We start from the raw sequence: 24309 nt of genomic DNA on the forward strand, positions 1-24309 counted from the left end.
CCCCGCCAGGCATGATGGAGGGCGATGTCCGACGAACGCAGCGCAGCAGACGGCGACCCCACACCCGACCCGGCCGCCCCGCAGGGTGACCGGGGCGATGCCGCGTCCGGCGACGGGTGGGCCGCCGCCGAGCGGTGGACGGGCGGCAGGCAACTGTCCGCGACGGCCACCCGCCGCGCCCTGATCGCGGTCGCGCTGGGTGCGGTGATCGCGGCGATCGCGACGGTCGTCATCTCCGGTGGATTCAAGGGCGGCGACGAACTGCGACCCGACGCCAACGCCGGTGGCCCGCTCGCGACGGGCGCGGTCGCGGGCAAGGCATTCGGCACCGCGGCAGCAGGCGACTGCTTGTCGTGGAGCGAGGCGGACGCCAGCGACCTCACCAAGGTCGACTGCAACGACGAGCACCTGTTCGAGGTGGCGTCCGAGGTGGACCTGAGCGTGTTCCCCGGTGCCGAGTTCGGCCCGGGTTCCCGCTTCCCGAGCGTCCTGCGCTTCTCCCAGTTGCGCGACGAGCACTGCACCCCCGCCGTCACCGAGTACCTCGGCGCGCACTTCGACCCGCACGGCAAGTTCAGCGTCGGATTGATCAACCCGGGGGAGGCAGGCTGGGCGGCGGGCGAGCGGACCATCCGGTGCGGGCTGCAACGCTCGAGCACCACCGGCACCGTCCTCGCGGTCACCGGCCCCGTCCAGGGGCAGGATCAGTCGAAGGTATGGGATGCCGGTACCTGCATCGGCATCAACCAGAGCGCGCCGTCCGATCCGGTGGACTGCTCGCAGGCCCACGCCTTCGAAGTGATCTCGGTGGTCGATCTCGGCGCGAAGTTCCCGGGCGGCTTCCCCGCCGTCGCCGACCAGGACAAGTACTTGGAGGAGACCTGCACGCAGGCCGCGACCGAGTACCTCGGGTCACCGGATGCCCTGCGGAACAAGACCCTCACCCTGTTCTGGGACAACCTGGACCTGAGCAGCTGGCTGGCGGGCAGCCGCAAGGTGAACTGCTCCGTCGGCAAGGAACTCGAGGGGGGCGGCTTCGCACCGATCGTGGGGGCCGCGACCGGCGACATCCTGATCAACGGCGTGCCCCCGGTCGCGCCGCCGCCGCTGCCCGAGGGTCGTTCGCTGCCGACGCCGCTGCCCGGTGCCGCGCCGCTGGAGAACTGATGGCGGTGCACATGAGCGAGGCCAGGTTCGACGAACTGGTCTCCGAGGCGCTCGACCTGATCCCGGCGGAGTTGGCGTCCGCAATCGACAACGTCGTCGTCCTGGTCGACGGCCGCGACGCGGACGATCCGGGCCTGCTCGGTCTCTACCACGGCATCGCCCTCACCGAACGGGACAGTCATTACGGCGGCTCCCTGCCGGACACCATCACGATCTACCGCGACGCGATCCTCGAAATGTGCGGGAGTGAGGAGCAGGTCGTTGAGGAGGTCGCGATCACCGTGATCCACGAGATCGCGCACTACTTCGGGATCGAAGAGGACCGGCTGCACGAACTCGGCTGGGGCTGACCCGGGATCCGCGGGCGACGCGAACGGATGTCGGCCGCGGGGAACCATCCGGGATCCGGTCGCGTCCAAAACCCCTGACGGATCATTTCGATCGAACCTGCCAGGAGGCCCTCATGCCCGGACACGTGTTCGTCTCACCCGACGCCCTGCTCTCCGCGGCCACCCAGCTCGAGGCCCTCGCCCAGCGGCTGCAGGCCACCGTCGACGCGAACGCGCCCGCGCTGCACCTGCCTCCCGCAGGCACCGAAGAGGTGTCGGTGCTGGCGGCGTCATATTTCACCTCGGTCGCCGACAGTTTCCTGCCGTCCGCGGCCGCGAGCATCGGCCAGCTGTGGTCTGCCGCAGCGACGCTGCGCGCGCAGGCCGCCGAGTACGCGAGCCTGGACCAGTCGTTCGGCGCCGCGCTCGCCGCGGGCATGTGACCCGACCTCTCGACCGACAGGAGCGTTGACATGACCATGGGCTTCACCGGCGTCGTGTGGTTCCCGCGGGGGGCCACCTGGAACTCGACCGCACTGAACGCGGGCCCTGGGCCTGCCCCGCTGGCGGCGGCGGGTGCGGCCTGGTCCGCGATCGCGACCGGCCTCACCGACGCCACCGCGACCGTCACGAAGGTGATGGCCGAGTTGCGGGTCGGCTGGGAGGGCGTCGCCTCCGACGCCGCGCTGTCGAAGTTGGCGCCGTTCCAGGCGTGGACGCAGCAGGCCGCCGTGCTGGCCGCGGAGACCGCGGCGAAGGCGGGCGCCCAGGCCACCGCGCACACCGTGGCCCGGGCCACGATGCCGAGTCTCGCGGAGATCGCAGCGGTCAAGGCGGCGCAGGTGGCCGCGCACACGGTCGGTGGGTCGCTGGCGGGCGCGGGCGCCGCCACCGAGGCCGCGGACCGGGCGCTGGACCTGCGGGCCGCACTGGTGATGGAGGCGTACGAGTCGGCGTCCAACAGCGTGGCGGTTCCGCAGGGTTTCGCTCCGCCGCCCCCGCTCGCGGGCGGGACGGTCGCGGCGCCCGCGGAGCCAGCCCGTGCCGCCGTCCCCCAGGGTCCTGCGCTCACGGACGTCACGGTCACTCCCGCGCAGGCGGTGCTCGGTGCGGTACTGACGCAGGCCCAGAACCCGGCAGTGGCGGCGACCGCGTCGCACCTCGGCACGATCGCCGGGACCGCGGTCGGCGCCGTCGCCGGGCCCACGGCCTCAATGGCATCCGCCGCCGCCCCCGTCTTCGGCGGGGCAGCGTTCGGCGGGGCAGCGTTCGGCGGGATGGGGGCGGGCGGGGCCGCCGGTGCCATGTCGCCGCGGACCGGGGGCGGGCCCCGTCCCGTCGGATCGGTCGCGGCAGCGGGCGTCACGGGTGGCGGCGCAGCGCGGATCACGCTCCCCGACGGGTGGGGTGCCCGCGGCAGCGAGGCGCAGGCCGTCGCGGGCCGTGGCACGGCGGCGCTCGCAGCGCCGGGCGTCGAACCGGTGGCCGCGCCAGCCGCCGGCGATGCGGCGGCCCGGACCGGACCCGTCGGCGCGCCGGTAGGCGCGGGCACCGGACGCGCCACGGACGACGAGGAGCACCGGACACCGGACTACCTGAAGAGCTTCGAGCACTTCGACGACGGCCGGCTGGTGATCCCGTCGGTGATCGGCGGCGACCGGTGACCGGGCGGGTGGGGTCGACGGTGCTCGGCGGCGACGAACTGGACCTGGTGCTGCGGCTGCTCGATGTCGACGAGTTGCCTGTCGTGCTGTCCGCCGGATCCCGGTTCGACACGACGACCGCCCGCGCCGCAGCGGACGGCGCAGCCAGGGACTCGCTTCGCGCCCGTGGCCTGCTGCGCGGCAACAATCCGCACCCGTGCCTCGTCGACCGGGTGGCGGTGTTGGCGCGGCCTGCCGTCGAGCTCGCGGTGCGCTGGTACACCGGCGGCGAGGTATTCCGGGGCTGCCTCGCGCAGGGGCCCGCCGGTGCGGTGCTCGCGCTGCGCGCCGCGGACGAGTACGTGCTCGCGGGGGTTCCGGCCGCCGACCCCGACCTGGTGTTCGAGCTGATTGGGCGCGGCAGCGGGCTCGCGGTCGGCTCCGTCAGTGCCCCGACGGAGCTGCTGTCCGCGGCGCTGCGGGACGTGACCGACCCATCGACCGTCGCGGGCAGGTTGACTGGCCTCGGCGCCGCGGACCGGGACGCCGACCGGCTTGCGCACGCATTGGCCTCCTGCCGGGCACACGCCGAGATCGTCACCGTCACGCGCCGCAACGGCACCACCCGGGTCGGTGGCCCGGTCACGGTGTTCGACACCGCCTGCGGCCGCATCGTCGGCACCACGACCGTCTCGGCCGACCTGTCCTCCTGGTCCACCCTCGGCCCGGGCGGTGATGCTCGGGTTCGGCAGGCCGTCCGCGAGGTACTGGCAGGGGCCGGGGCCGTCTCGTCCTGACGGGATGCGGCGCGGCGGCCGGTATCCTGTGCAGTGACCGTGTGGCGATCGAGACGTTTGGTAGGGCAATGGGTGAACCCGTCGACGAGCCGGCTCTCGTCGAGACGTCCGGCGGCTGGCGGCAACTCGACGACGTCGAACTGACCCCGATCCTGTCGGCATCACTCGACGCCTTCTACGAGCTGGGCTATCACGGGACCACGGTCCGCGAGGTGGCCAGGCGGGTCGGCGTCACGGTGCCTGCGCTGTATTACCACCATGACAACAAGGAAGGGCTGCTGATTGCCCTGCTCGAGTTGTCGACGGCCGACGTGCTTGCGCGGGCGCACGACGCCGATGCCGACGGCGGCGGCGATCCGGTGCGGCGACTCGCGAACGTGATCGAGGCGATCGTTCTGCGGATGACGCAACGCGCGCGGTTGGCATCGCTTGAGGGAGAGGTGCGGTACCTGAGCGCGGAGAACCGGCAGCGGTACCGGGCGGTGCGCAAGGGGATCGAGCAGGTCGTGCTGCGAATCGTCGAAGATGGCTCGGCCAGTGGGGTTTTCGATGTCGATGACCCCGCGGAGACGACCCGGGCGCTGCTCGGCATGTGCCAGTCCATCCCCCGTTGGTACCACGCGGAGGGCACCCTGTCCCCCGAGAAGGTCGCGGGGAAGTATGCCGCCATCGCAATGAAAACCGTTGGGGTGAAGTAGGACCCGGATCGAGTAAGCCCACTCTCACGGCCGGAGGTCGAGCGCCACTTTGCCGGTGGCGCCCCGCGATTCGAGGCTGCGCAGCGCGTCGGCCGCGCGGCCGATCGGGTGGAGGACCGGTTCGGCAACCCGCAGGACGCCCGACGCGAGGAGCGGCTCGAGCTCGGCCCACTGGCGGGCCGGGTAGCCGAGATCCTCCCGCAGATACTCACCCCAACCGGCACCGAGCACCGAAATATTCTTCAGCAGTAGACGATTCACTTTGACGGTGGGGATTTCACCCCCGGTGAAGCCGAGCACCACATGCCTGCCGCCGACGGCGAGGCTGCGCAGGCTGTCCAGGAATCGGTCGCCCCCGACCGGGTCGAGGACGATGTCGACGCCACGGCCACCGGTGATCTCGGTGACGGCGCCCTTGAACCCGTCGGCGAGGACCGTGTGCGTTGCCCGATGGGCCGCGGCGACCCGACCCTTCTCCTCGGTGCTCACGACGGCGATGGTGTCGAGCCCGAGTGCGGCCGCGACCTGCAGGGACGCCGTCCCGAGCCCGCCTGCGGCGCCGTGCACGAGGACCGTGTCCCCCGGACGGCACCCGGCCCGTTCGGTGAGCGCGAAGTGGGCGGTGAAGTAGTTCATCAGGAACCCGGCCCCCGCGGTCAGCGACACCGCGTCGGGGAGCCGGAACACCGCCGCCGCGGGGACCGCGACGGTCCGTTGCCATGCGCCGCCGAACGCCAGCACCGCAACCCGGTCGCCGGAGCGAAATCCGCTGTCGGATGGCGCATCCCGGACCGTCCCGGCACCCTCGACGCCCGGCGTAAACGGCACCGGGCGCACCACCTGGTAACTGCCGGACGTCTGGAGCAGGTCGGGGAACGAGACGCCCGCCGCGTCGAGGTCGACGACCACCAGGCCTGCCGGGTCGGGCTCCGGAACGTCGACGACCCGCACTCCGTCCGGCCCGATCGCCTCGACAACCTGCACTGCCCGCATGCCGTCTCTCCTTGTTCGACTGTCGGCCGCAGGCGCGACCCTCCCCATCAGTACCAGACGCACCGGAGCGGTCGCTGGGCGAAAGCCGACCGTTGACCGCTCGCCACCGGCGTGATAGGTGTCTTAGCGAGCGTTCAGTAATTGCGAGTTCCCGTCACCGGAGGAGCACCATGGCCGACGATCCGTCCACCCCGCCCGAGCAGGCGGCGCTGTACGAGCGCCGCGGCAACGTCGCCCTCATCACCCTGAACCGACCGCGCGCGATGAACGCGGTCAATGCGGCGCTGTCCACCGCCCTCGGCACCCTGCTCGAGCGGGCCGATGCCGACGACGACGTCCGGGTCATCGTGCTGACCGGCGCGGGACGAGCGTTCTGCGCTGGCGCCGACCTCAAGGCGCTCGGATCCGGCCAGTCCCTCGACGCGGACGGCCACCCGGGCTGGGGCTTCGCCGGCTACGTCCAGCACTGGGTCGGCAAGCCGACCATCGCCGCCGTCAACGGCTTCGCGCTCGGCGGCGGCACCGAACTCGTCCTCGCCAGCGACCTCGCGGTCATCGACGAGAACGCCACGCTCGGCCTGCCCGAGGTCAAGCGCGGCCTGTTCGCCGCGGCAGGCGGCGTCATCCGACTTCAGCAGCAGATCCCGAAGAAGATCGCGATGGAGATGGCCCTCACCGGTGAGCCGATCAGCGCCGCCGAGGGCAGGCGCCTCGGTCTCGTCAACCGCGTCGCCCCCGCGGGCACCGCCCTCGAGGTCGCACTCGAGCTCGCCGAGACGATCGCCGCCAACGCGCCGCTCGCGGTGCGCGAGTCGAAGGCAATGATCCACGCGACCGCACTCGGGCCGGACTGGGAGCAGGAGGTGTGGGACGCCAACGCGAAGGCGATCGGCGTCGTGTTCTCCAGCGCCGACGCCCAGGAGGGCCCGGCCGCCTTCGCCGAGAAGCGCGCACCGATCTGGCAGGGGCGCTGAAGCATGACCGAAACCGTGATCCCCACGTCCCGAAGGGAACTCCCATGACCAACGCAGTCATCGTCGACGCGGTCCGGCTCGCCTCCGGGAAGGGCAAGACCGGCGGCGCCCTATCCGGCACCCACCCGGTCGAGCTTCTCGCCCACGTCCTGCGCGCCATCGTCGACCGCAATGGCATCGACCCGGCGCAGGTCGACGACGTCATCGGCGGATGCGTGCAACAGGTCGGCGAGCAGGCGCTGAACATCTCCCGCACCGCGCTGCTCTCCGCCGGATTCCCGGATTCGGTGCCCGCCACCACAATCGACCGGCAATGCGGATCGAGCCAGCAGGCGGCGCACTTCGCCGCACAGGGGGTCATCGCGGGCGCCTACGACATCGCCATTGCCTGCGGCGTCGAATCGATGAGCCGCATTCCGATGGGCACCTCCCCGATCGGGCAGGATGCGAGCGGCCCCGGAATCGCCGCGCGGTATCCGGAAGGCCTGGTTCACCAGGGCATCTCGGCGGAGTTGATCTCCGCGAGGTGGAAGCTCGACCGGGACACCCTCGACACCTACGCGGCCCGGTCACACCAGCGCGCCGCCGCCGCGAGCACCGCGGGCACCTTCGACAGGGAGATCGTCCCGATCGACGTCACCACCGCCTCCGGTGACGTCGTCGCGCACACCGTCGACGAGACCGTCCGCGCCGCTACCACCGCCGAGGGCCTTGCGGGACTGCGACCGTCGTTCCGCACCGACGCCGTCGCCGCTCGCTTCCCCGAGGCACCCTGGCAGATCACGCCCGGCAACTCGTCGCCGCTCACCGACGGCGCGTCGGCGGTACTGATCATGAGCGAGGAGATGGCGAACAGGCTGGGGCTGACCCCGCGCGCCCGATTCCACTCGTTCGCCGTCGCAGGCGACGACCCGCTGTTCATGCTGACCGCACCGATCCCGGCGACCCACAAGGTGCTCGCGCGGGCCGGACTGCGCATCGACGACATCGACGCATACGAGGTCAACGAGGCCTTCGCCCCGGTGCCGCTGGCGTGGGCCCACGAATTCAACGCCGACCCGGCCCGACTGAACCCGCTCGGCGGTGCGATCGCCCTCGGCCACGCGCTCGGCTCCTCGGGCACCCGACTGTTGACCACCCTCGTGCACCACCTCCAGGCAACCGGCGGCCGCTACGGCCTGCAGACCATGTGCGAGGGCGCGGGCATGGCCAACGCCACCATCATCGAACGACTTTGACTCACACCCTCTTTCGAAAGGACCTTCATGATCGTCAACGACAGCGTCGCCGTCGTCACCGGCGGCGCGTCCGGCCTCGGGCTCGCCACCGTCAAGGCCCTGCTCGCCGACGGTGCCCAGGTCGTCATCATCGACCTGCCTGCCTCCAACGGCGAGGTGGTTGCCAAGGAATTGGGTGACCGGGTGCGGTTCGCCGCCGCCGACGTCACCGACGAGGCGGCCGTCGCCGAGGCACTCGACGTCGCGGAATCGCTCGGCCCGCTGCGGGTCGCGGTGAACTGCGCGGGCATCGGCAACGCCGTCAAGACCGTCGGCAAGCAGGGCGTCTTCCCGCTCGACGCGTTCAAGAAGGTCGTCGACGTCAACCTGTTCGGCACCTTCAACGTGCTCCGCCTCGCCGCCGAGCGGATCGCCGGGACCGAACCGGTCGACGGCGAGCGCGGCGTCATCATCAACACCGCCTCCGTCGCCGCCTTCGACGGCCAGATCGGCCAGGCCGCATACTCCGCGTCCAAGGGCGGCGTGGTCGGCATGACGCTGCCGATCGCCCGCGACCTGGCCTCCCTGCTGATCCGCGTCGTCACCATCGCGCCCGGCCTGTTCAAGACCCCACTGCTCGGCTCGCTACCCGAGGAGGCGCAGCGTTCGCTCGGCGGCCAGGTGCCGCACCCGTCGCGCCTCGGCGATCCAGCGGAGTACGGCGCCCTCGCCGCGCACATCGTGTCGAACCCGATGCTCAACGGGGAGACGATCCGCCTCGACGGCGCCATCCGCATGGCCCCGCGCTGACCCGCCGGTCGCGAGGAGGGGCCGATGCCGTCATTGCCGACGACCACCACCGCCTGGCGGGACTTCGAGCCACTGCGGCTCGGCCCCATCCTCGACCATGCGCTTGACGCGTTCCACGAGAACGGTTTTCACGGAACAACCGTGCGCGAGCTTGCCCGCCGGGTCGGGGTCACGGTGCCCGCGCTGTACTACCACCACGAGAACAAGGAAGCGGTCCTCGTCGCGATCGTCGACGCGAGCGTCCGTGACCTGATCGGCCGCTGCCGGTCCGCGGTCGCCGACGGCGGCGAGGACCCGGTGCTGCGGTTCACCTACTTCTACGACGCGGTCGTGTTGAACATGACGCACCGCGCCAGGCAGTCCGCGCTCGACTCCGAGGTGCGGCACCTGTCGCCGGCAAACCGACGCACCTACGCGACCACCCGCAAGGAACTCGAACTGATCGCACTCGGCCTGGTCACCGACGGCACCCGGCAGGGAGTGTTCGCCGTCGACGACATCCCCGAGACGGTTCGTGCCCTACTCGGCATGGGTCAGTCGATCGCCCGCTGGTACCAGATCGACGGGCCGCTGACCCCGGATGCCGTCGCCGCCCGCTACACCGACATCGCCCTGCGCATCGTCGGCCATCCGGCATCGCCCTGAGCCCCTACCGCGAGGAGACCATCGTGCTGTCCACCGCATTCACCACAACCTTCGGCGTCCGTCACCCGATCGTGCAGGGCGGCATGCAGTGGGTCGGACGCGCCGAACTCGTTGCTGCCGTGGCCAATGCGGGTGCGCTCGGCATGCTCACCGCCCTGACGCAGCCCACTCCGGAGGAGCTGGCCAGGGAGATCGCCCGCACCCGCGAGCTGACCGACCAACCGTTCGGCGTGAACCTGACCATCCTCCCGGCGATCACCCCGCCGCCCTATCAGGAGTACCGGCAGGTCATCATCGACTCCGGGGTCACGGTCGTCGAGACCGCGGGCTCCAGCCCCGCACCGCACCTACCCGATTTCCACGCCGCCGGGATCAAGGTGCTGCACAAGTGCACCAGCGTCCGGCACGCGGTTGCGGCGCAGGACCTCGGCGTCGACGGCATCAGCATCGACGGCTTCGAATGCGCGGGGCACCCCGGTGAGGACGACGTCCCCGGACTGGTACTGATCGCCGCTGCCGCGGAACAGATCACGATCCCGATGATCGCGTCCGGCGGCTTCGGTGACGGCCGCGGTCTGGTCGCGGCGCTCGCACTCGGTGCCGACGGCATCAACATGGGCACCCGCTTCATGTGCACCGAGGAGTCACCGATCCACCGCACGATCAAGGAGGCGATCGTCGCGGCGAACGAGACCGACACCGAACTGATCCTGAGGCCCCTGCGCAACACCGCGCGCGTCGCGAGCAACACCGTCAGCCGCGAGGTCGTCGACATCCTCAGCCGGGGCGGACTGTTCGAGGATGTGCGCGAGCTGGTTGCCGGCGCTCGCGGACGTCTGGTCTACGAGAACGGGGACCCCGAGGCAGGCATCTGGTCGGTGGGCACCGTTCAGGGCATCATCCACGACATCCCCACCGCCGGAGACCTCGTCGAACGGATCGTCGCCGACGCCGAGGCCTTGATATCCGAACGTCTTGCCGGACTGCTGAATCCCGTCCACACCTGATCCACCAGAGGAGAGCGACCATGAAGCGCACCCACTTCGAAGCCGACCACGAGGACTACCGCAACACCGTCCGCGAGTTCCTGGCCCGCGAGGTCGAGCCGCACTACCTGCAGTGGGAGGAGGACCGGCTGATCGACCGGTCGGCGTACCTCGCCGCGGGCAAGTCCGGCATCCTCGGCCTCGGCGTCCCCGAGCAGTTCGGCGGGTCCGGTGTCACCGACTACCGGTTCCGGCACGTGGTCGCGGAGGAGATCGCCCGCACCGGAAGCACCTCGTTCGGTGCGAGCCTCAGCCTGCAGGACGACATCGTGATCCCGTACCTGCTGCACCTGGGCACCGACGCACAGAAGGAACGCTGGCTGCCCCGGTTGGCGTCGGGAGAGCTGATCGGCGCGATCGCGATGACCGAGCCCGGCGCAGGGTCCGACCTGCAGGGCATCCGGACCACCGCCGTGCGGGTCGGCGACGAATGGGTGATCAACGGGCAGAAAACGTTCATCACCAACGGCATTCACTCCGATCTCGTGATCGTGGTGTGCCGCACCGACCCGAACGCAGGCAGCAAGGGCTTCTCGCTGATCGTCGTCGAGCGTGACGCACCCGGGTTCAGCCGGGGGCGGAAGCTGCACAAGGTCGGTCTCGCCGCGCAGGACACCGCCGAACTCGTCTTCGAGGACGTCCGGGTGCCTGCGCAGAACCTGCTCGGCACCGAGGGTCGCGGGTTCGTCCACCTGATGGAGAACCTGCCGCTGGAGCGGATCGGGATCGCGGTCAGCGCGATCACCGCCGCGCGCGCCGCGTACGAGTGGACGGCGGCGTACGCGTTCGAGCGCAAGGCATTCGGCAATCCGATCGGAGATCTGCAGAACACCCGCTTCGCCCTCGCCGAGATGCTCACCGAGATCGAGGTCACCGAGTCGCATGTCGACCGCTGCGTGATCGCGATGAACGCGGGCGAGTTGACCGCGGTCGACGCGTCGAAGGCTAAGTGGTGGGCCTCGGAACTGCAGAAGCGGGTCGTGGACCGCGGTGTGCAATTGCATGGCGGCTACGGCTACATGATGGAGTACCCGATCGGCCGCGCCTACGTCGACGCCCGGATCCAGACCATCTACGGCGGCACCACCGAGATCATGAAGGAGATCATCGGCCGCGACATCGCTGCCGGGTTTAGGTAGCGGCCCGGTCAGCTGCGCGGGCGGTCGAAGAGGTCGACCACCTTCGACGCATGCTCGACCGGGATGTCAACGGCAATGTGTTCGCCCATCCGCAGCCAGCCGCCCCGCAGCGTCGAGGTCATCCACTTGTCCAGTGCATCACGGGTTTCGAACCGGAGCACGATCACGCACACGTCCGACGTGCTGCTCTCCTTCAGCCAGCCGCCGCCGAGGAAGCCGGGGAACATCCGGGCGAGCCCGAGACCGCTCTGAATCCAATCGGCGAAGGCGTCGTCGCGACCGGACATGATCCGGCGCACGATCGTCGTGGTGACGTTGGCAACCGCACCCGGGTTGCCGGGGTCATCGGATTCGGTCACTGCCCCTGCCTCGGCTCACGCACGACGGACGCGCCGTGTGCGTTCCGAACTTACCAGGCACGGCTGCGGTGACCAGCACGGTTCGCCCGGGTGCGGGCCGGTCCCGCGGCGGTCACCCCATCGGGTCGTCGACGATGTCGACGGCGGGCGGGCGGAAGGGGGCCAGCAGCGCGCCCCAGCGCACGCACTCCCACCCGGCGGCCGTCGGGACCAGCTCGATGGTCTGGGTGTTGTCCAGGTGAGTGTCCGCGGAGAAGGTGCCGTCGACGTCGGCGAGGTGCCGGGCGACGAGTCGGATCGCGGCGCCGTGACTGACGACGAGCACGTCGCCGTCCTCGTCGGTGCCGTCGAGGTAGCGGCCGCGCAGCGACTCCACGACGGGCAGGTACCGCTCGAGAACGTCCGCACCGGACTCGCCACCCGGCATCCTTGCGCCGAGCTCGCCCTGATGCCAGGCGTGGAAGACGGACGCGTACATCTGGTGCGAGGCCCGGTCGGCACGATCCTCCAGGTCGCCGGCCTGTGCCTCGTGGATACCCTCGTGCACCTGCACCACGATCCCGGAGGCCCGCTCGATGAATCCGGCGGTCTGCCTGGCGCGCAACGCCTCCGACGCGACCACCGCCTTCGGGGGCGGACCGGCCAACGCCGTCCCGAACGCCTGCGCCTGCCCCTCCCCCATCGCGGTGAGGCGCGCGCCCGGCAGCCGGGTGTCCAACCGGCGGGCGACGTTCGCCTCGGTCTGTCCGTGCCGGACCAGGATCAGTTTGCCCGCCACGTCAGTTCGTTCCTTCCGGTTCGCCGCCCCGGATCCGCTCGAGCCAGCCGCTCGCCTCCTGGTCGGACGGCGGTCGGCCCTGGCCGGGTGTAGCCGTCGCCCAGGACCCAAGAAACCGGACCGTGTGCTTGCGGTGCAGGGCTTTCAGGGCCTCCGCCACCGCCGAATCCTCGACGTGCCCGCTGCAGTCCAGGTAGAAGCGGTAGGTTCCGAACTCGACCCGGGTCGGCCTGGACTCGATTCGGGTGAGATCGATTCCGCGGGTGGAGAATTCGGCCATTGCCCCGACCAGGGATCCGGGCTCGTGATGAAGCTGCAGCACCACCGACGTGCGATCGGACCCGGTCGCCCGGGGCACCGGGCGGGGTCGCGTGACGAGGACGAAACGTGTTCGGGCACCAGAGAAGTCGGCGACTCCCTCGGCGAGCGCAGCGAGCCCGAGGCGGTCGCCGGCGAGCGCGGTGGACACCCCGGCGTCCGCGCGGCCTGCGGCGACGTCCTCGGCGGCACCCGCGTTCGACGACGCCGATTCGACGACGGCATCCGGCAGGTTCGCCTCGATCCAGTTCCGCACCTGCGCCTCGGCGACCGGGTACGCCCGGATGGTGCGGACGTCGGCGAGGTCGGTGCCCGGCCGGCCCACGATCGTGAAGGCCACGTCCAGTTCGGTTTCCGCGACGATCTGCAACCGGTCGCCAGCGGCGAGCGCGTCCATCGTCGGCCGAACCGGACCCTCGACGGAACTTTCGATCGGCACCACCGCCCCCTCGACCGATCCGTCCCGAACGGCCGCCAGCGCGGCAGGCGGGCTGGTGGCGACGACCCGCTCAACCGGACCGTCGAAGGCACCCGACGACTCGAGTTGGTCGAGCGCCATCTCGGTGAAGGTTCCGGAGGGTCCAAAGTAAGCGATGCGCGGCACCCGTCCAGGTTACGCACCCCCGCCAACCCCCTCCCCGCGCCCGACACACCGAATCCGACATGCCGCCACGGCACCCCGCTGATCGAGTGACGCGTCCGTTCAGCCAGCGGGGGCGGGCGGGCTGGGATCAGGCGAGGCCGATGCCGGCGTGGATGCCGCGTGCCCGCAGCTGCTCGGCGACCGCGTCGGCGTCGGGAACGGCGATCCCGGCGAGCACCTCCCGCACCGCGGCTGCGGCGGCCGCGCTGAGCGCGGCGACCGGGCCCGGGTCGGCCGTCCGATACGCGGCCGGGATGTCGTCACCGCGCAGCGCCGCGATGGTGGCGGCGAGGATCGCGACCACCTCAGCCCCGTCGGCCGCGTGCGCGACGAACCCGGTGTCGGAGTGCGCGAGCACGGCAAGGAAGTCGGCGACGTCGTCGGCGTCGAGCCCGGCGGACAGCACCGGCTGCGCGCCTGCGGCGACGATGCGCTCGGCGGACTCGGCCGCCCACCCGCGTCCTGCCGCACCGGGGTGGACGCGGATCGCGAGCAGGCCGGGCAGCCGGACCGGGTCGCCCGCGGCAAGGGCGAGCGCGTCGTCGAGGTGCTCGAGGGGGCAGTCGACCTCGATCCGCGCAGGCTCCACCGGAACGACAAGCGATTCGGGGGCGAGGTCCAGACGCAGCCACAGCGGGCCGTCGAGGCCGTTCGTGTCGCCGAGCGCGGACGCGGCACGCACCGGCGGACCGACCAGCGCGTCCCGTGCGCGATCACGGGCGCTGTCGGCGTCGGGGCTGGCCCGGGAGATCAGCCCCGCGAACGGGGGCTGGGGTTCGCTGGGGGCGGGTGGTTGCAGGTTGAGCAGGGTGGCCACCGGTCAACGGTATCCCCGGCGCGAACCCTTGCGCGGCCCGCCCCTCTCATCTAACTTAGGCATGGCTAACCTATTGTGACCGCCGCCGCATCTCGGGAATCCACCCCGCGCGGACCGAAAAGGAGCATCATGACCGCCGCCGCAGTCCTCGGCCCGTCCACCGCCGAACGCGTCCGCACCGCCTGCGCTCGCGCCGGGCAGGCGGTCCTCGCCGCCGACGGCAGCGATCCGGTCACCGTCGCGGTCCACCACCTGCGCTCCGGCGGCGACGTCGTCCTCGCCGTCCCGGACGGCACCGCGGTCACCGCGCTGACCTGGCAGGCCGGCCGCGGCGGCCTGCCCGCCGTCCTCGAACTCACCGACCACGCACCGCTCGTCCTGCGCGAACCGGTCCGCTCCCTGGTGTGGCTGCGCGGCAGCCTGCACGCCGTCCCCGCCGAGGCGGTCCGCGCCCTCGCCTCCGCCGTCGCCGCCGACCACCCGGACCCGGCCCTGCTCGACGTCGGCCACACCACCACCCTGCTGCGACTGGTGCTCGACTCCGTCGTCGTCGCCGACAGCCACGGCGCCGAACCGGTGCCGCTCGGGGACCTCCTCACCGCGCCGCTCGACCCGTTCTGGTCGGTGGAGGACTGCTGGCTCGAGCATCTGGAGGCGGGCCACGGCGACCTCGTTCATCAACTGGCGCAGCGCCTTCCGTCGCATCTGCGCCACGGACGGGTCCGCCCACTCGGGCTGGACCGCTACGGCATCCGACTGCGGGTCGAGGGACCGACCGGCGACAACGACGTCCGCCTGCCGTTCGCCGAACCCGTCGACGACGCCGCCGGACTGAACCGGGCGCTGCGCATCCTCGTCGGCTGCCCGTTCCTCAACGGCCTGCGCGCCCGACACTGAGGCGCGCCGCGCTCGCGCCTATCGTCGTCACGTGACCCGGCTCGACGACTGGCTCCGGCCGACCCCGCCAACACCGACGGACCCACCACTGGACCCAGCGCAGCGCCGTGCGCTGTGGGTCGAGGTCACGGTCGTCCTGCTGGTCACCTTCGGTCTCAGCGGGCTGTCCGGTGCCCTGTCGCTGATCGAGACCGCGATGGCACCGGGCCAACTGTCCGACCAGTCCGTCGCCCTGAACGCCTCCCGCTCCACCATCGGCTGGATCGACCTCGGTAGGCAGTTGCTCGGCATCGCCCGACTCTGCGCGTGGGCGGCACTCGGCCTGTACCTGCTGTGGCGCAGCGGGCTCGGGCCGGAACGGATCGGTCTCGGCCCGCGCCCGCGCTGGCGACGCGACCTGCTGCCGGGTGTCGGACTCGCCGCGCTGATCGGGCTGCCCGGGCTGGTCCTCTACCTGGCCGCGACCGCGGTCGGGGCCAACCTCACCGTGGTCCCCAGCACCGTCGACGACCACTGGTGGCGGCTGCCCGCGCTGGTGCTGTGGGCGCTCGCCAACTCGGCCGCCGAGGAGGTGCTGGTGGTCGCCTACCTGCTCTCCCGGCTGCGGCGACTCGGCTGGAGCGAGAACGCCGCGCTCGGGGCGTCGGCCCTGCTCCGCGGCAGCTACCACCTCTACCAGGGCATCGGCGGCGGCCTCGGGAACGTCGTGATGGGCCTGGTGTTCGGCCGGTACTGGCAGCGGACCGGGAAGCTGTGGCCGCTGGTCGTCGCGCACTGGCTGATCGACACCGTCGCGTTCGTCGGCTACACCGTGCTGCACGACCACCTGCCGTGGCTGCCCTGACCGACGTCGACCAGGAATCCGGTGGTCGCCAGTACAGTTTCTTGGGTGAGCGGCGACCACCCCCGATATCGCGACCCCCGTGACCCCGCGGTGGGGCGCGGGGCCGATCCGCGGCGCGGGCACGGTTCGGGGCCCGCACCGCAGGGCGCGGGGCGACCGCAGCCGCACCGGGGCAGCGTGCCGCCGCAGCAGTACCCCGTTCGGCACCCGGACCCCCGTCCGGGCCAGGTCCGCGGCGGGCCCCCGCCGCGGAATCGGCCCGCGCCACCGCCGGAGGGCACACAGGTCATCCGCCGCGACGGCCGCCCCGCCCCGGCGCGGGCGTGGTCCCAGGAACCGGACCCGCGACCGCCCCTCCCCGCGCCGCAACCCCGCCCCAGGGCGGCCTCCGGTCACGCCCCGACGCAGACCCCCCGTCCGTACCCCGAGCGCCGCGCCGGGACCCCGGTCCCGCCGCCGCCACCGCCGCCGCGCCCACGACGCCCCGCCGGCCCGCCGCCAGCGGAGCCGGCACCGAGGCGTCGCGCCCGCTGGGGCCGCCGCCTCGGGCTGACGGTGCTGGTGCTGCTGCTGGTCATGGTCGGCTCGGTGGTCTACCTCGACCGCTCACTGAATCGGATCGACGCGCTCGCCGACTATCCAGGACGGATCGCCGATACCCCTGGCACCAACTGGCTGCTGGTCGGCTCCGACAGCCGCGCGGGCCTGACCGCCGAGCAGGACCGGGAACTGGCCGCGGGCGGCGACATCCAGGGCAAGCGCACCGACACCATCATCGTGGTGCACATCCCGAAGAGCGGCGGCGCGACGATGGTGTCCATCCCCCGCGACTCGTACGTCAACATTCCCGGGTGGGGCAGCGACAAGATCAACGCGGCCTTCTCGATCGACGGCGGCGGACCGCAACTGCTGGTGCAGACCGTCGAGGAGGCGACGGGCCTGCGGATGGACCACTACGCGGAGATCGGATTCGGCGGCTTTGCCGGCATCGTCGACGCGATCGGCGGCGTCCACCTGTGCGTGCCGTACCCGATCGACGACCCGCTCGCGGGGATCAACCTGCAGGCCGGGTGCCAGGATCTGACCGGGCCCGAGGCGCTCGGCTTCGTCCGCAGCCGCGCAACCCCGCTCGCCGACCTGGATCGGATGAACAACCAGCGCCTGTTCATGTCGGCGATGCTGGACAAGGCGACGAGTCTGGGCACGATGATCAATCCGCTGCGGTTGTGGCCGATGATCACCGAGGCGGCGGGGTCGCTGCAGGTGGACGAGGACGATCACCTGTGGCACCTGGGCGCGCTCGCCCTGGCGATGCGCGGCGACCTGGTGACGACCACGGTCCCGATCGGCGGGTTCGAGGACGTCGCCGGATCCGGCAACGTGCTGCGCTGGGACCGGGACGCGGCCTCCCGGTTCTTCGATGCGCTGGCCAACGACGAGCCGGTGCCCGCGGACCTGGTCACCACCAACTGATCCGGGGCGACGGTAGGCTCGGCCGCATGTCCGAGACCAGTGAGCGCAGCGAGTTCCACGCCCTTCTCGACGCGCAGATCCGCAACGAGTTCACCGCGTCCCAGCAGTACATCGCGGTCGCGGTGTACTTCGACAGTCACGACCTGCCGCAACTCGCGCAGCGCTTCTACGCGCAGGCGAACGAGGAACGCAACCACGCGATGATGATGATCCAGTACCTCGTCGACAACGGCCTCGACGTCCACGTGCCCGGCGTCGGCGAGGTGGTGACCACGTTCACCTCGGTTCGCGAACCCGTGGAACTGGCTCTGCGGCAGGAGCATACGGTGACCGAGCAGGTGACCGCCCTCGCCCGCACCGCCCGTGACACCGGCGACTACCTCGGCGAGCAATTCATGCAGTGGTTCCTCAAGGAGCAGGTCGAGGAGGTGGCGTCGATGAGTACGCTGCTGACGATCGTCGATCGGGCGGGCGGAAACCTGTTCAACATCGAGGAATTCGTGGCCCGCGAGTTGAACTCGACCGCCGCTCCGGATCCGTCGGCACCGCGGCCCGCCGGCGGACCGATCTGACCGGCTGGGCCACGCGCGCGGCCCCGGCGGGCACCCCGAAAATAGGGTGAACTCAGTTAGGAAACACTGCCCTCAATAAGGTTGCGCTTGGATGCGGGGCGCCCTGACCAGCGTTATTGTCGCTGCCATGCCCACACCGGATGACGCGAACCAGACCAAGTTTCACGCCCTCCTCCACGAGCAGATCCGCAACGAGTTCAATGCGTCGCATCAGTACATCGCGATCGCCGTGTACTTCGACAATGCGGATCTTCCGCAACTGGCGCAGCACTTCTACGCCCAGTCCGTCGAGGAGCGGAATCACGCGATGATGATCGTGCAGTACTTCCTCGACCGGGACATCGAGGTCGCGCTCACCGGTGTCGACCCGGCGCAATCGCACTTCGGCGCCCCGCGGGAGCCGATCGCGCTCGCACTGGCACAGGAGAAGGCGGTCACCGAGCAGATTGTCGCCCTCGCCCGCACGGCCCGCGACGAGGGCGACTACCTCGGCGAGCAGTTCATGCAGTGGTTCCTCAAGGAGCAGGTCGAGGAGGTCGCGACGATGAACACCCTGCTCACCGTCGCGGACCGGGCCGGAACCAACCTGTTCGACCTCGAGGCGTTCGTCGCGCGCGAGATGAATGGCCCCGACGGCTCGGTCGGCGCACCCCCGATCGCGGGCGGCGCGATCTAGTCAGGATCGGACGCCCTCGTAGTAGCCGCGGATGTGGTCCCGGATCCGGTGCTGGGCCAACTGCGGATCCCCGGCCTCGACGGCCTCGACGAGGCCCCGGTGCTCGTGCCGCAGCCGGCTGCAGATGGTCGGCCAGCCCGCCGGGTCGACGCCGCCGACGACGTACGACTCGATGGACGCACGCAGACCCGCCATCATCGCCGCCACCACCTGATTCCCGGCCGCGTCCGCGAGGGCGACGTGGAACTGGGAGTCGAGGATCAGGAACTCCGTCGCGGTGAGCGAAGCGCCGTCCATCGCGTCGAGCAATTCGACGGCCGGGCCGAGGTCGGGCACCGGTCGCTGCGCGGCCAGCGTCCGCATTACCTCCGACTCAAGAATCAGCCGGGTCCGGACCACGTCGTCGACCGGAAACCCTTGCGCTGCAACCTGCATCCGCATCAGCATCGACATTCCCCCGGTGGGTCGGGCGACGATCATCGCGCCAGCGTTCGGCCCGGACCCAGTCTGGGCGCGCAGCAGCCCCATCGCCTCCATCACCCGGAGCGCCTCACGCACCGAGGAGCGGCCGACCCCGAGGTCCGCGGCCAGCGCCCGTTCGCTGGGCAGCCGCTGGCCGGGACGGGCCTCACCGGAGACGAGCATCCGCTCGAGACTGGCCAGCACCTGCTCCCAGGCGCGGGGGGCGGACGGCGGGGACGACAGCGACGACATGGGTGGTCAGCCTAGGCGCCCGCTCATGGCAGCATCCATCCCAGCACCGGCGTCGACTGCAGGTACACCAGCGTGCACAGGATCAGCAGCATGCCGAGGCTGTAGCCGATCACCTTGCGCAGCAACACCGGTTCGCTTCCCGCCTGACCGACCGCGGTCGCCGCGATGGTCAGGTTCTGCGGGCTGACGAGCTTGCCGACGACGCCGCCGGAGGTGTTGGCGGCGACCAGCAGGGTCGGGTCGATCCCCGCATGCTGTCCCGCGGTCTGCTGCAGCTTCGCGAACAACGCGTTGGCGGAGGTGTCGGAACCCGTCACCGCCGTGCCCAGCCAGCCGAGGATCGGCGAGAAGAACGCGAAGACCGCACCGGTGCCTGCCAGCCAGGTACCGATCGCGACGGTCTGCCCGGACTGGTTCATCACGTAGCTCAGGCCGAGCACGGTGGCGACGGTAGCGATGGCAAGGCGCATCTTGACGAGGGTGACGCCGAACGTGGTCGCCGCGGCGCGGACCGACATCGGGAACTGCCCGTTGCTCGTCCAGAAGCGGTAGACGACGGCGACGATGACACCGCAGATCAGCAGCAGGGTGCCGGGGTTCGACAGCCACGAGAAGGTGTAGACGGCGCTGGATGCGGGCTCGCCGCTGCCGGTGAGCAGGTTCCCGTACAGGCCGGGCCACTCGACCCGGCGGTCGGTGCCGGACAGCCAGGCGGGCAGGTCGACGCCGAGGGTCCACAGCTTGGCGACACCGAAGACCACCACCACCAGCAGGTAGGGGAACAGGGCAAGGAACACCCGGGACGCACCGAGCGGTTCCGGTTCCACGTGGGAGCGCTGGTCGTCGGGGGTGGTCGGCGCCCAGAAGCGCAGCATCAGCACGGCGGCCGCCAGACCGGCGAGGGAGGCGACGACGTCGGTGAGTTCGTAGGAGAAGTGGCTCGAACACCAGAACTGGGCGAACGCGAAGACCACGCCGGTGACAAGGGCGATCGGCCACACCTGCCGCATGCCGCGACGCCCGTCGACCAGGAAGAGCAGCAGCAGCGGCACGAACAGCGCCAGCACCGGCGTCTGCCTGCCGACGACCGCGGCGATCTCGGTCGCCGGGATGCCGGTCAGGTTTCCGGCGGTGGTGATCGGAATTGCCATGGCGCCGAACGCGACCGGGGCGGTGTTCGCGACAAGGACGGTGACGGCGGCCCGGATCGGTGGCATGCCGAGGGCGATCAGCATCGCGCCGGTGATGGCCACCGGGGCACCGAATCCGGCGAGCGCCTCGAGCATCCCGCCGAAGCAGAAGGCGATCAGCATCGCCTGGACCCGCATGTCGCCGCGGCCGATCGAGTTGAACACCCGCCGCAAGTCCTCGAACCGCCCACTGACGACGGTCAGTTCGTAGAACCAGATCGCGGTGACCACGATCCACATCACCGGGAAGAGCCCGAACGCGATGCCCTGCAGCGCCGACAGCCCGGTCAGCGAGACCGGCATCGAGAAGCCGACGATCGCGACCACCACCGCGACCGCGAGGGCCCCGAGGCCGGCGTACCAGGCCTTGAGCTTGAAACCGGCGAGCAGCACGAAGAACGTCAGCAACGGCGTCAGGCCGACCAGCGCCGAGGCGGTCAGGCTGTGCGCGACGGCGTCGGTGGCCGGGGTGAAGGTCACCGCCAGGTGGTCGATTGCCACATGAAACTCCTGGGACGGCGCCGCTGGTGGCGGCGGGTTTCGTCGTGACTGTGTGGTCAGACCACAGCAAGGTACACCATGACCGGGGTCACAATCGAGCTCCGAGTCGGAATCGTTGCCGATCTTGCGAAAACGCGTTGACCGTGGGTTACTGTGGTCTGACCACAACGACGACTGCGGAGATCTCCATGCGAATCGCGCTGTTCGCCACCTGCATCGGGGACACGATGTTCCCCGACGCCGCCCGAGCCACCGCACTGCTGCTGACCCGGCTCGGCCACGAGGTGGTGTTCCCACCCGGCCAGACGTGCTGCGGCCAGATGCACGTCAATACCGGGTATCAACCCGACGCGCTGCCCCTGGTGGCGAACTATGCCGACGAGTTCGGTGACGCCGCGATCGACGCGGTCGTCGCCCCGTCCGGGTCCTGCGTCGGGTCGGTGCGACACCAACACGAGATCGTCGCCGCCCGGTACGGCGGGGTTGCGCTGCGCGAGCGGGTCGAGACGGTCAAGGCCAAGACCTACGAGCTGTCCGAACTGCTCGTCGACGTGCTCGGGGTGACCGACGTCGGCGCCTGGTTCCCGCACCGCGTCACCTACCACCCCACCTGTCACTCGCTGCGCATGCTGCGGGTCGGCGACAAGCCGCTGCGGCTGCTGCGGGCGGTCCGCGACATCGACCTCGTCGAACTCCCGGAGGCCGACTCCTGTTGCGGCTTCGGCGGCACCTTCGCGCTCAAGAACGCGGAGACGTCCACCGCGATGCTCGCCGACAAGATCCGCAACGTCGCGGCCACCGGAGCCGAATCCCTTTGCGCCAGTGACTCGTCCTGCCTGATGCACATCGGCGGTGGGATGTCCCGGTTGCAGATGGGCACCCGCACCATCCACCTCGCCGAGATTCTCGCGTCCACCCCGCCGAAGGAGCCCGCATGACCACCGTCGGCCTCGGACTCCCCCCCGTCCCGCCCCGTGCGCCGCAGGGAGTCGGGTTCCTCCGCGGCACCGAGACCTTCCCTAAGGCCGCGCACCACGAGCTGGCGGACGCGCAGCTGCGCCGCAACATCGGCAAGGCCACCCACACCATCCGTGCCAAAAGGCTGGCGGTCACCGGCGAACTGCCGGACTGGGAGGAGTTGCGCGACAGCGGTTCCGCGATCAAGTCCGACGTGATGAACCGACTACCGGAGCTGCTCGAGCAGCTCGAGGCCGCGGTGGTCGCGCGCGGCGGAGTCGTGCACTGGGCCGCCGACGCGAACGAGGCCAATGCGATCGTCACCGACCTGATCCGGGCAACCGGCGCCACCGAGGTGATCAAGGTGAAGTCGATGGCCACCCAGGAGATCGAGCTCAACGAACATCTCGAGGCCAACGGCATCACCGCATACGAGACCGACCTCGCCGAGCTGATCGTCCAACTCGGACATGACAAGCCGTCGCACATCCTGGTGCCGGCAATCCACCGGAACCGTTCGGAGATCCGGGAGATCTTCCTGCGCGAGATGGCCGGCGTGGACCCGGACCTCGACGCGGAACCAGCCCACCTGGCGGCTGCGGCACGAAAGTTCCTGCGGCACAAGTTTATGACCGTGCCCGTCGCGGTGTCGGGAGCGAACTTCGGGATCGCCGAGACCGGCACCCTCGGCGTCGTCGAGTCCGAGGGCAACGGCCGGATGTGCCTGACCATGCCGCAGACCCTCATCACGGTGATGGGCATCGAGAAGGTGCTCCCCCGGTACGCGGACCTGGAGGTATTCCTGCAACTGCTGCCGCGGTCCTCGACCGGTGAGCGGATGAACCCGTACACCTCGATGTGGACCGGCGTGACGCCAGGCGACGGCCCGCAGGCCTTCCACCTGGTCCTGCTCGACAACGGACGCACCGCCGCGCTCGCCGACTCGATCGGCAGGCAGGCCCTGCACTGCATCCGCTGCTCGGCGTGCCTGAACGTGTGCCCGGTGTACGAGCGCACCGGAGGACACGCCTACGGCTCCACCTATCCCGGGCCGATCGGCGCGGTACTGACCCCGCAGCTCGCCGGGATGGACGCGGACGACGACCCGAACGCCAGCCTGCCGTTCGCGTCCAGCCTCTGCGGCGCCTGCTTCGACGCCTGCCCGGTGAAAATCGACATCCCGTCACTGCTCGTCGAACTGCGTCACCAGAAGGTCGAGCAGGCCGGGTTCGGTGCGGAGAAGGCAGCGATGCGGGCGGCGTCGATCGCGATGAGTTCGGCGCGGCGATTCACAGTGGCGCAAAAGGCCGCGGGCCTCGGGCGGTTGGTCGCCGGGAAGAAAGGGAAAATCTCCACGCTGCCCCCACCGCTGAACGGCTGGACCGCGGCCCGCGACCTCCCCGCGCCCCCGAAGCAGACGTTCCGGCAGTGGTGGGAGTCCGCGGAGGGTCGGTCGGCGATGGACGCGGCGCGAGCGGAGGGACGGGAATGAGCGCGCGCGAGACGGTCCTCGCCCGGATCCGGGACGCACAGAAGCTGGCTCCTCCTGCACCGCAAGATATTCCGCGGGCGTACCGAACCGGGCGAACCATGCCCGACGGCGACCGCATCGACCTGCTCGTTGACCGTCTCGTCGACTACAAGGCGCACGTCCATCGGTGCGCCGCAGCCGAGGTCGCCGACACGATCACCCGGGTACTCGGCGAGATCGGCGCGCACCACGTCGGAGTTCCTGCCGGGCTTGATGATTCGTGGCTGTCGACCTTCGGCGGCGAGGTGCAGGTGGACTCGTCCGAGACCCCCGCGCCACGGCTGTCGGAACTGGACGCGGTCGTGACCGCGTCCACCGTCACCGCCGCGGAGACCGGCACCATTTTCCTCGACGGCAGCCCCGACCAGGGCCGCCGCGCACTGACCCTGGTCCCGGACGTGCACCTGTGCGTCGTGACCGTCGACAGCGTCGAGGTCGGGGTCCCGGAGGCTCTCGCACGCCTGGTTCCGGAACGGCCGACCACCCTGATCAGCGGGCCGTCGGCCACCTCCGACATCGAGCTCGAGCGGGTCGAGGGCGTCCACGGCCCGCGCACCCTGCACGTCGTCATCGCTGGATAG

Annotated in this window: 27 protein-coding genes; 20 read left to right on the top strand and 7 right to left on the bottom strand. The window is 70.8% G+C overall.

Annotated elements, in window-relative coordinates; genetic code table 11:
- Positions 1–24 precede the first annotated feature (24 nt).
- The 6 genes from ACWF62_RS07670 to ACWF62_RS07695 all read left to right on the top strand — a co-directional run bounded on the left by ACWF62_RS07670 (position 25) and on the right by ACWF62_RS07695 (position 4634).
- Positions 25–1167 carry a septum formation family protein gene (locus ACWF62_RS07670; protein ID WP_452629769.1) on the top strand — a complete coding sequence of 381 codons (1143 nt, stop codon included), beginning with the start codon at positions 25–27 and terminating at the stop codon, positions 1165–1167.
- Positions 1167–1517, top strand: a complete 351-nt coding sequence (locus ACWF62_RS07675; RefSeq protein WP_378508529.1) for a metallopeptidase family protein — start codon at positions 1167–1169, stop codon at positions 1515–1517. Before ACWF62_RS07670 ends, ACWF62_RS07675 begins: the two co-directional genes overlap by 1 nt.
- Before the next feature lie 113 nt (positions 1518–1630).
- Positions 1631–1939, top strand: a complete 309-nt coding sequence (locus ACWF62_RS07680; protein ID WP_452629770.1) for a PE family protein — start codon at positions 1631–1633, stop codon at positions 1937–1939.
- 30 nt (positions 1940–1969) lie between these two features.
- On the top strand, positions 1970–3160 hold the full coding sequence (locus ACWF62_RS07685; protein ID WP_452629771.1) for a PPE domain-containing protein: 1191 nt from the start codon (positions 1970–1972) through the stop codon (positions 3158–3160).
- Complete coding sequence (locus ACWF62_RS07690) at positions 3157–3936, top strand: ESX secretion-associated protein EspG (RefSeq protein WP_452629772.1); 780 nt, start codon at positions 3157–3159, stop codon at positions 3934–3936. Before ACWF62_RS07685 ends, ACWF62_RS07690 begins: the two co-directional genes overlap by 4 nt.
- Positions 3937–4004: 68 nt before the next feature.
- Positions 4005–4634, top strand: a complete 630-nt coding sequence (locus ACWF62_RS07695; RefSeq protein ID WP_452629774.1) for a TetR/AcrR family transcriptional regulator — start codon at positions 4005–4007, stop codon at positions 4632–4634.
- Between the two features lie 24 nt (positions 4635–4658).
- Here ACWF62_RS07695 and ACWF62_RS07700 read toward each other — a convergent pair whose 3' ends face one another.
- On the bottom strand, positions 4659–5627 hold the full coding sequence (locus ACWF62_RS07700) for an NADPH:quinone oxidoreductase family protein (RefSeq protein WP_452629775.1): 969 nt from the start codon (positions 5625–5627) through the stop codon (positions 4659–4661).
- A 170-nt stretch (positions 5628–5797) separates the two neighbouring features.
- Here ACWF62_RS07700 and ACWF62_RS07705 point away from each other — a divergent pair, with 170 nt between their 5' ends.
- From ACWF62_RS07705 to ACWF62_RS07730, 6 genes are read left to right on the top strand one after another with little or no spacing between them, the layout of a single operon-like run.
- Positions 5798–6601 (top strand): crotonase/enoyl-CoA hydratase family protein, encoded by an 804-nt coding sequence (locus ACWF62_RS07705; protein WP_452629776.1) that lies wholly within the window; start codon positions 5798–5800, stop codon positions 6599–6601.
- Between the two features lie 44 nt (positions 6602–6645).
- On the top strand, positions 6646–7839 hold the full coding sequence (locus tag ACWF62_RS07710; protein ID WP_452629777.1) for a thiolase family protein: 1194 nt from the start codon (positions 6646–6648) through the stop codon (positions 7837–7839).
- A gap of 27 nt (positions 7840–7866) precedes the next feature.
- Positions 7867–8628 carry a 3-hydroxyacyl-CoA dehydrogenase gene (locus ACWF62_RS07715; RefSeq protein ID WP_452629778.1) on the top strand — a complete coding sequence of 254 codons (762 nt, stop codon included), beginning with the start codon at positions 7867–7869 and terminating at the stop codon, positions 8626–8628.
- A gap of 24 nt (positions 8629–8652) precedes the next feature.
- Positions 8653–9273, top strand: a complete 621-nt coding sequence (locus tag ACWF62_RS07720; protein ID WP_452629779.1) for a TetR/AcrR family transcriptional regulator — start codon at positions 8653–8655, stop codon at positions 9271–9273.
- Between the two features lie 23 nt (positions 9274–9296).
- Positions 9297–10280, top strand: coding sequence for an NAD(P)H-dependent flavin oxidoreductase (locus tag ACWF62_RS07725; protein WP_452629780.1), 984 nt, complete (start codon positions 9297–9299; stop codon positions 10278–10280).
- 20 nt (positions 10281–10300) lie between these two features.
- On the top strand, positions 10301–11458 hold the full coding sequence (locus ACWF62_RS07730) for an acyl-CoA dehydrogenase family protein (protein WP_452629782.1): 1158 nt from the start codon (positions 10301–10303) through the stop codon (positions 11456–11458).
- Positions 11459–11466: 8 nt separating this feature from the next.
- Here the strand turns inward: ACWF62_RS07730 and ACWF62_RS07735 are convergent, their stop codons facing one another.
- The 4 genes from ACWF62_RS07735 to ACWF62_RS07750 all read right to left on the bottom strand — a co-directional run bounded on the left by ACWF62_RS07735 (position 11467) and on the right by ACWF62_RS07750 (position 14373).
- Entirely contained in the window at positions 11467–11817 is a 351-nt protein-coding gene (locus ACWF62_RS07735) for an antibiotic biosynthesis monooxygenase (RefSeq protein WP_452629783.1), read from the bottom strand.
- Between the two features lie 112 nt (positions 11818–11929).
- Positions 11930–12595, bottom strand: a complete 666-nt coding sequence (locus tag ACWF62_RS07740; RefSeq protein WP_378508542.1) for a histidine phosphatase family protein — start codon at positions 12593–12595, stop codon at positions 11930–11932.
- Between the two features lies 1 nt (position 12596).
- On the bottom strand, positions 12597–13517 hold the full coding sequence (gene pheA / locus ACWF62_RS07745) for a prephenate dehydratase (RefSeq protein ID WP_452629784.1): 921 nt from the start codon (positions 13515–13517) through the stop codon (positions 12597–12599).
- A 127-nt stretch (positions 13518–13644) separates the two neighbouring features.
- Complete coding sequence (locus tag ACWF62_RS07750; RefSeq protein WP_452629785.1) at positions 13645–14373, bottom strand: hypothetical protein; 729 nt, start codon at positions 14371–14373, stop codon at positions 13645–13647.
- Positions 14374–14502: 129 nt separating this feature from the next.
- Between ACWF62_RS07750 and ACWF62_RS07755 the strand changes: the two genes are divergently transcribed.
- The 5 genes from ACWF62_RS07755 (at position 14503) to ACWF62_RS07775 (ending at position 18835) form a co-directional block, all read left to right on the top strand.
- The gene (locus ACWF62_RS07755) at positions 14503–15270 is read left to right on the top strand and encodes a DUF2470 domain-containing protein (RefSeq protein ID WP_452629786.1); all 768 of its coding nucleotides are present in this window, start codon (positions 14503–14505) and stop codon (positions 15268–15270) included.
- 31 nt (positions 15271–15301) lie between these two features.
- Positions 15302–16114 (top strand): CPBP family intramembrane glutamic endopeptidase, encoded by an 813-nt coding sequence (locus ACWF62_RS07760; protein WP_378508546.1) that lies wholly within the window; start codon positions 15302–15304, stop codon positions 16112–16114.
- A gap of 288 nt (positions 16115–16402) precedes the next feature.
- Positions 16403–17587 (top strand): LCP family protein, encoded by a 1185-nt coding sequence (locus ACWF62_RS07765; RefSeq protein ID WP_452629795.1) that lies wholly within the window; start codon positions 16403–16405, stop codon positions 17585–17587.
- Between the two features lie 26 nt (positions 17588–17613).
- Positions 17614–18159, top strand: coding sequence for a ferritin (locus ACWF62_RS07770; RefSeq protein WP_378508547.1), 546 nt, complete (start codon positions 17614–17616; stop codon positions 18157–18159).
- A 127-nt stretch (positions 18160–18286) separates the two neighbouring features.
- Entirely contained in the window at positions 18287–18835 is a 549-nt protein-coding gene (locus ACWF62_RS07775; RefSeq protein WP_378508548.1) for a ferritin, read from the top strand.
- On the opposite strand, the gene ACWF62_RS07780 is transcribed toward ACWF62_RS07775, so the two are convergent.
- Positions 18836–19549, bottom strand: coding sequence for a FadR/GntR family transcriptional regulator (locus ACWF62_RS07780; protein ID WP_378508549.1), 714 nt, complete (start codon positions 19547–19549; stop codon positions 18836–18838).
- Positions 19550–19572: 23 nt separating this feature from the next.
- Positions 19573–21240, bottom strand: coding sequence for an L-lactate permease (locus ACWF62_RS07785; protein WP_378508550.1), 1668 nt, complete (start codon positions 21238–21240; stop codon positions 19573–19575).
- 188 nt (positions 21241–21428) lie between these two features.
- Between ACWF62_RS07785 and ACWF62_RS07790 the strand changes: the two genes are divergently transcribed.
- From ACWF62_RS07790 to ACWF62_RS07800, 3 genes are read left to right on the top strand one after another with little or no spacing between them, the layout of a single operon-like run.
- Entirely contained in the window at positions 21429–22178 is a 750-nt protein-coding gene (locus tag ACWF62_RS07790; RefSeq protein WP_378508551.1) for a (Fe-S)-binding protein, read from the top strand.
- Complete coding sequence (locus tag ACWF62_RS07795; protein WP_378508552.1) at positions 22175–23689, top strand: LutB/LldF family L-lactate oxidation iron-sulfur protein; 1515 nt, start codon at positions 22175–22177, stop codon at positions 23687–23689. The genes ACWF62_RS07790 and ACWF62_RS07795 overlap by 4 nt, the downstream gene beginning before the upstream one ends.
- A complete protein-coding gene (locus tag ACWF62_RS07800) occupies positions 23686–24309 on the top strand; it encodes a LutC/YkgG family protein (RefSeq protein WP_452629787.1) in 624 nt (207 codons plus the stop codon). Before ACWF62_RS07795 ends, ACWF62_RS07800 begins: the two co-directional genes overlap by 4 nt.

Source organism: Rhodococcus sp. NPDC054953 (assembly GCF_053609225.1).

Coding starts and splice junctions, on each gene's coding strand:
- ACWF62_RS07670 (WP_452629769.1), top strand. CDS start 25: ATGTCCGACGAACGCAGCGCAGCAGACGGCGACCCCACACCCGACCCG.
- ACWF62_RS07675 (WP_378508529.1), top strand. CDS start 1,167: ATGGCGGTGCACATGAGCGAGGCCAGGTTCGACGAACTGGTCTCCGAG.
- ACWF62_RS07680 (WP_452629770.1), top strand. CDS start 1,631: ATGCCCGGACACGTGTTCGTCTCACCCGACGCCCTGCTCTCCGCGGCC.
- ACWF62_RS07685 (WP_452629771.1), top strand. CDS start 1,970: ATGACCATGGGCTTCACCGGCGTCGTGTGGTTCCCGCGGGGGGCCACC.
- ACWF62_RS07695 (WP_452629774.1), top strand. CDS start 4,005: ATGGGTGAACCCGTCGACGAGCCGGCTCTCGTCGAGACGTCCGGCGGC.
- ACWF62_RS07700 (WP_452629775.1), bottom strand. CDS start 5,627: ATGCGGGCAGTGCAGGTTGTCGAGGCGATCGGGCCGGACGGAGTGCGG.
- ACWF62_RS07705 (WP_452629776.1), top strand. CDS start 5,798: ATGGCCGACGATCCGTCCACCCCGCCCGAGCAGGCGGCGCTGTACGAG.
- ACWF62_RS07710 (WP_452629777.1), top strand. CDS start 6,646: ATGACCAACGCAGTCATCGTCGACGCGGTCCGGCTCGCCTCCGGGAAG.
- ACWF62_RS07715 (WP_452629778.1), top strand. CDS start 7,867: ATGATCGTCAACGACAGCGTCGCCGTCGTCACCGGCGGCGCGTCCGGC.
- ACWF62_RS07720 (WP_452629779.1), top strand. CDS start 8,653: ATGCCGTCATTGCCGACGACCACCACCGCCTGGCGGGACTTCGAGCCA.
- ACWF62_RS07730 (WP_452629782.1), top strand. CDS start 10,301: ATGAAGCGCACCCACTTCGAAGCCGACCACGAGGACTACCGCAACACC.
- ACWF62_RS07755 (WP_452629786.1), top strand. CDS start 14,503: ATGACCGCCGCCGCAGTCCTCGGCCCGTCCACCGCCGAACGCGTCCGC.
- ACWF62_RS07770 (WP_378508547.1), top strand. CDS start 17,614: ATGTCCGAGACCAGTGAGCGCAGCGAGTTCCACGCCCTTCTCGACGCG.
- ACWF62_RS07775 (WP_378508548.1), top strand. CDS start 18,287: ATGCCCACACCGGATGACGCGAACCAGACCAAGTTTCACGCCCTCCTC.
- ACWF62_RS07780 (WP_378508549.1), bottom strand. CDS start 19,549: ATGTCGTCGCTGTCGTCCCCGCCGTCCGCCCCCCGCGCCTGGGAGCAG.
- ACWF62_RS07790 (WP_378508551.1), top strand. CDS start 21,429: ATGCGAATCGCGCTGTTCGCCACCTGCATCGGGGACACGATGTTCCCC.
- ACWF62_RS07795 (WP_378508552.1), top strand. CDS start 22,175: ATGACCACCGTCGGCCTCGGACTCCCCCCCGTCCCGCCCCGTGCGCCG.
- ACWF62_RS07800 (WP_452629787.1), top strand. CDS start 23,686: ATGAGCGCGCGCGAGACGGTCCTCGCCCGGATCCGGGACGCACAGAAG.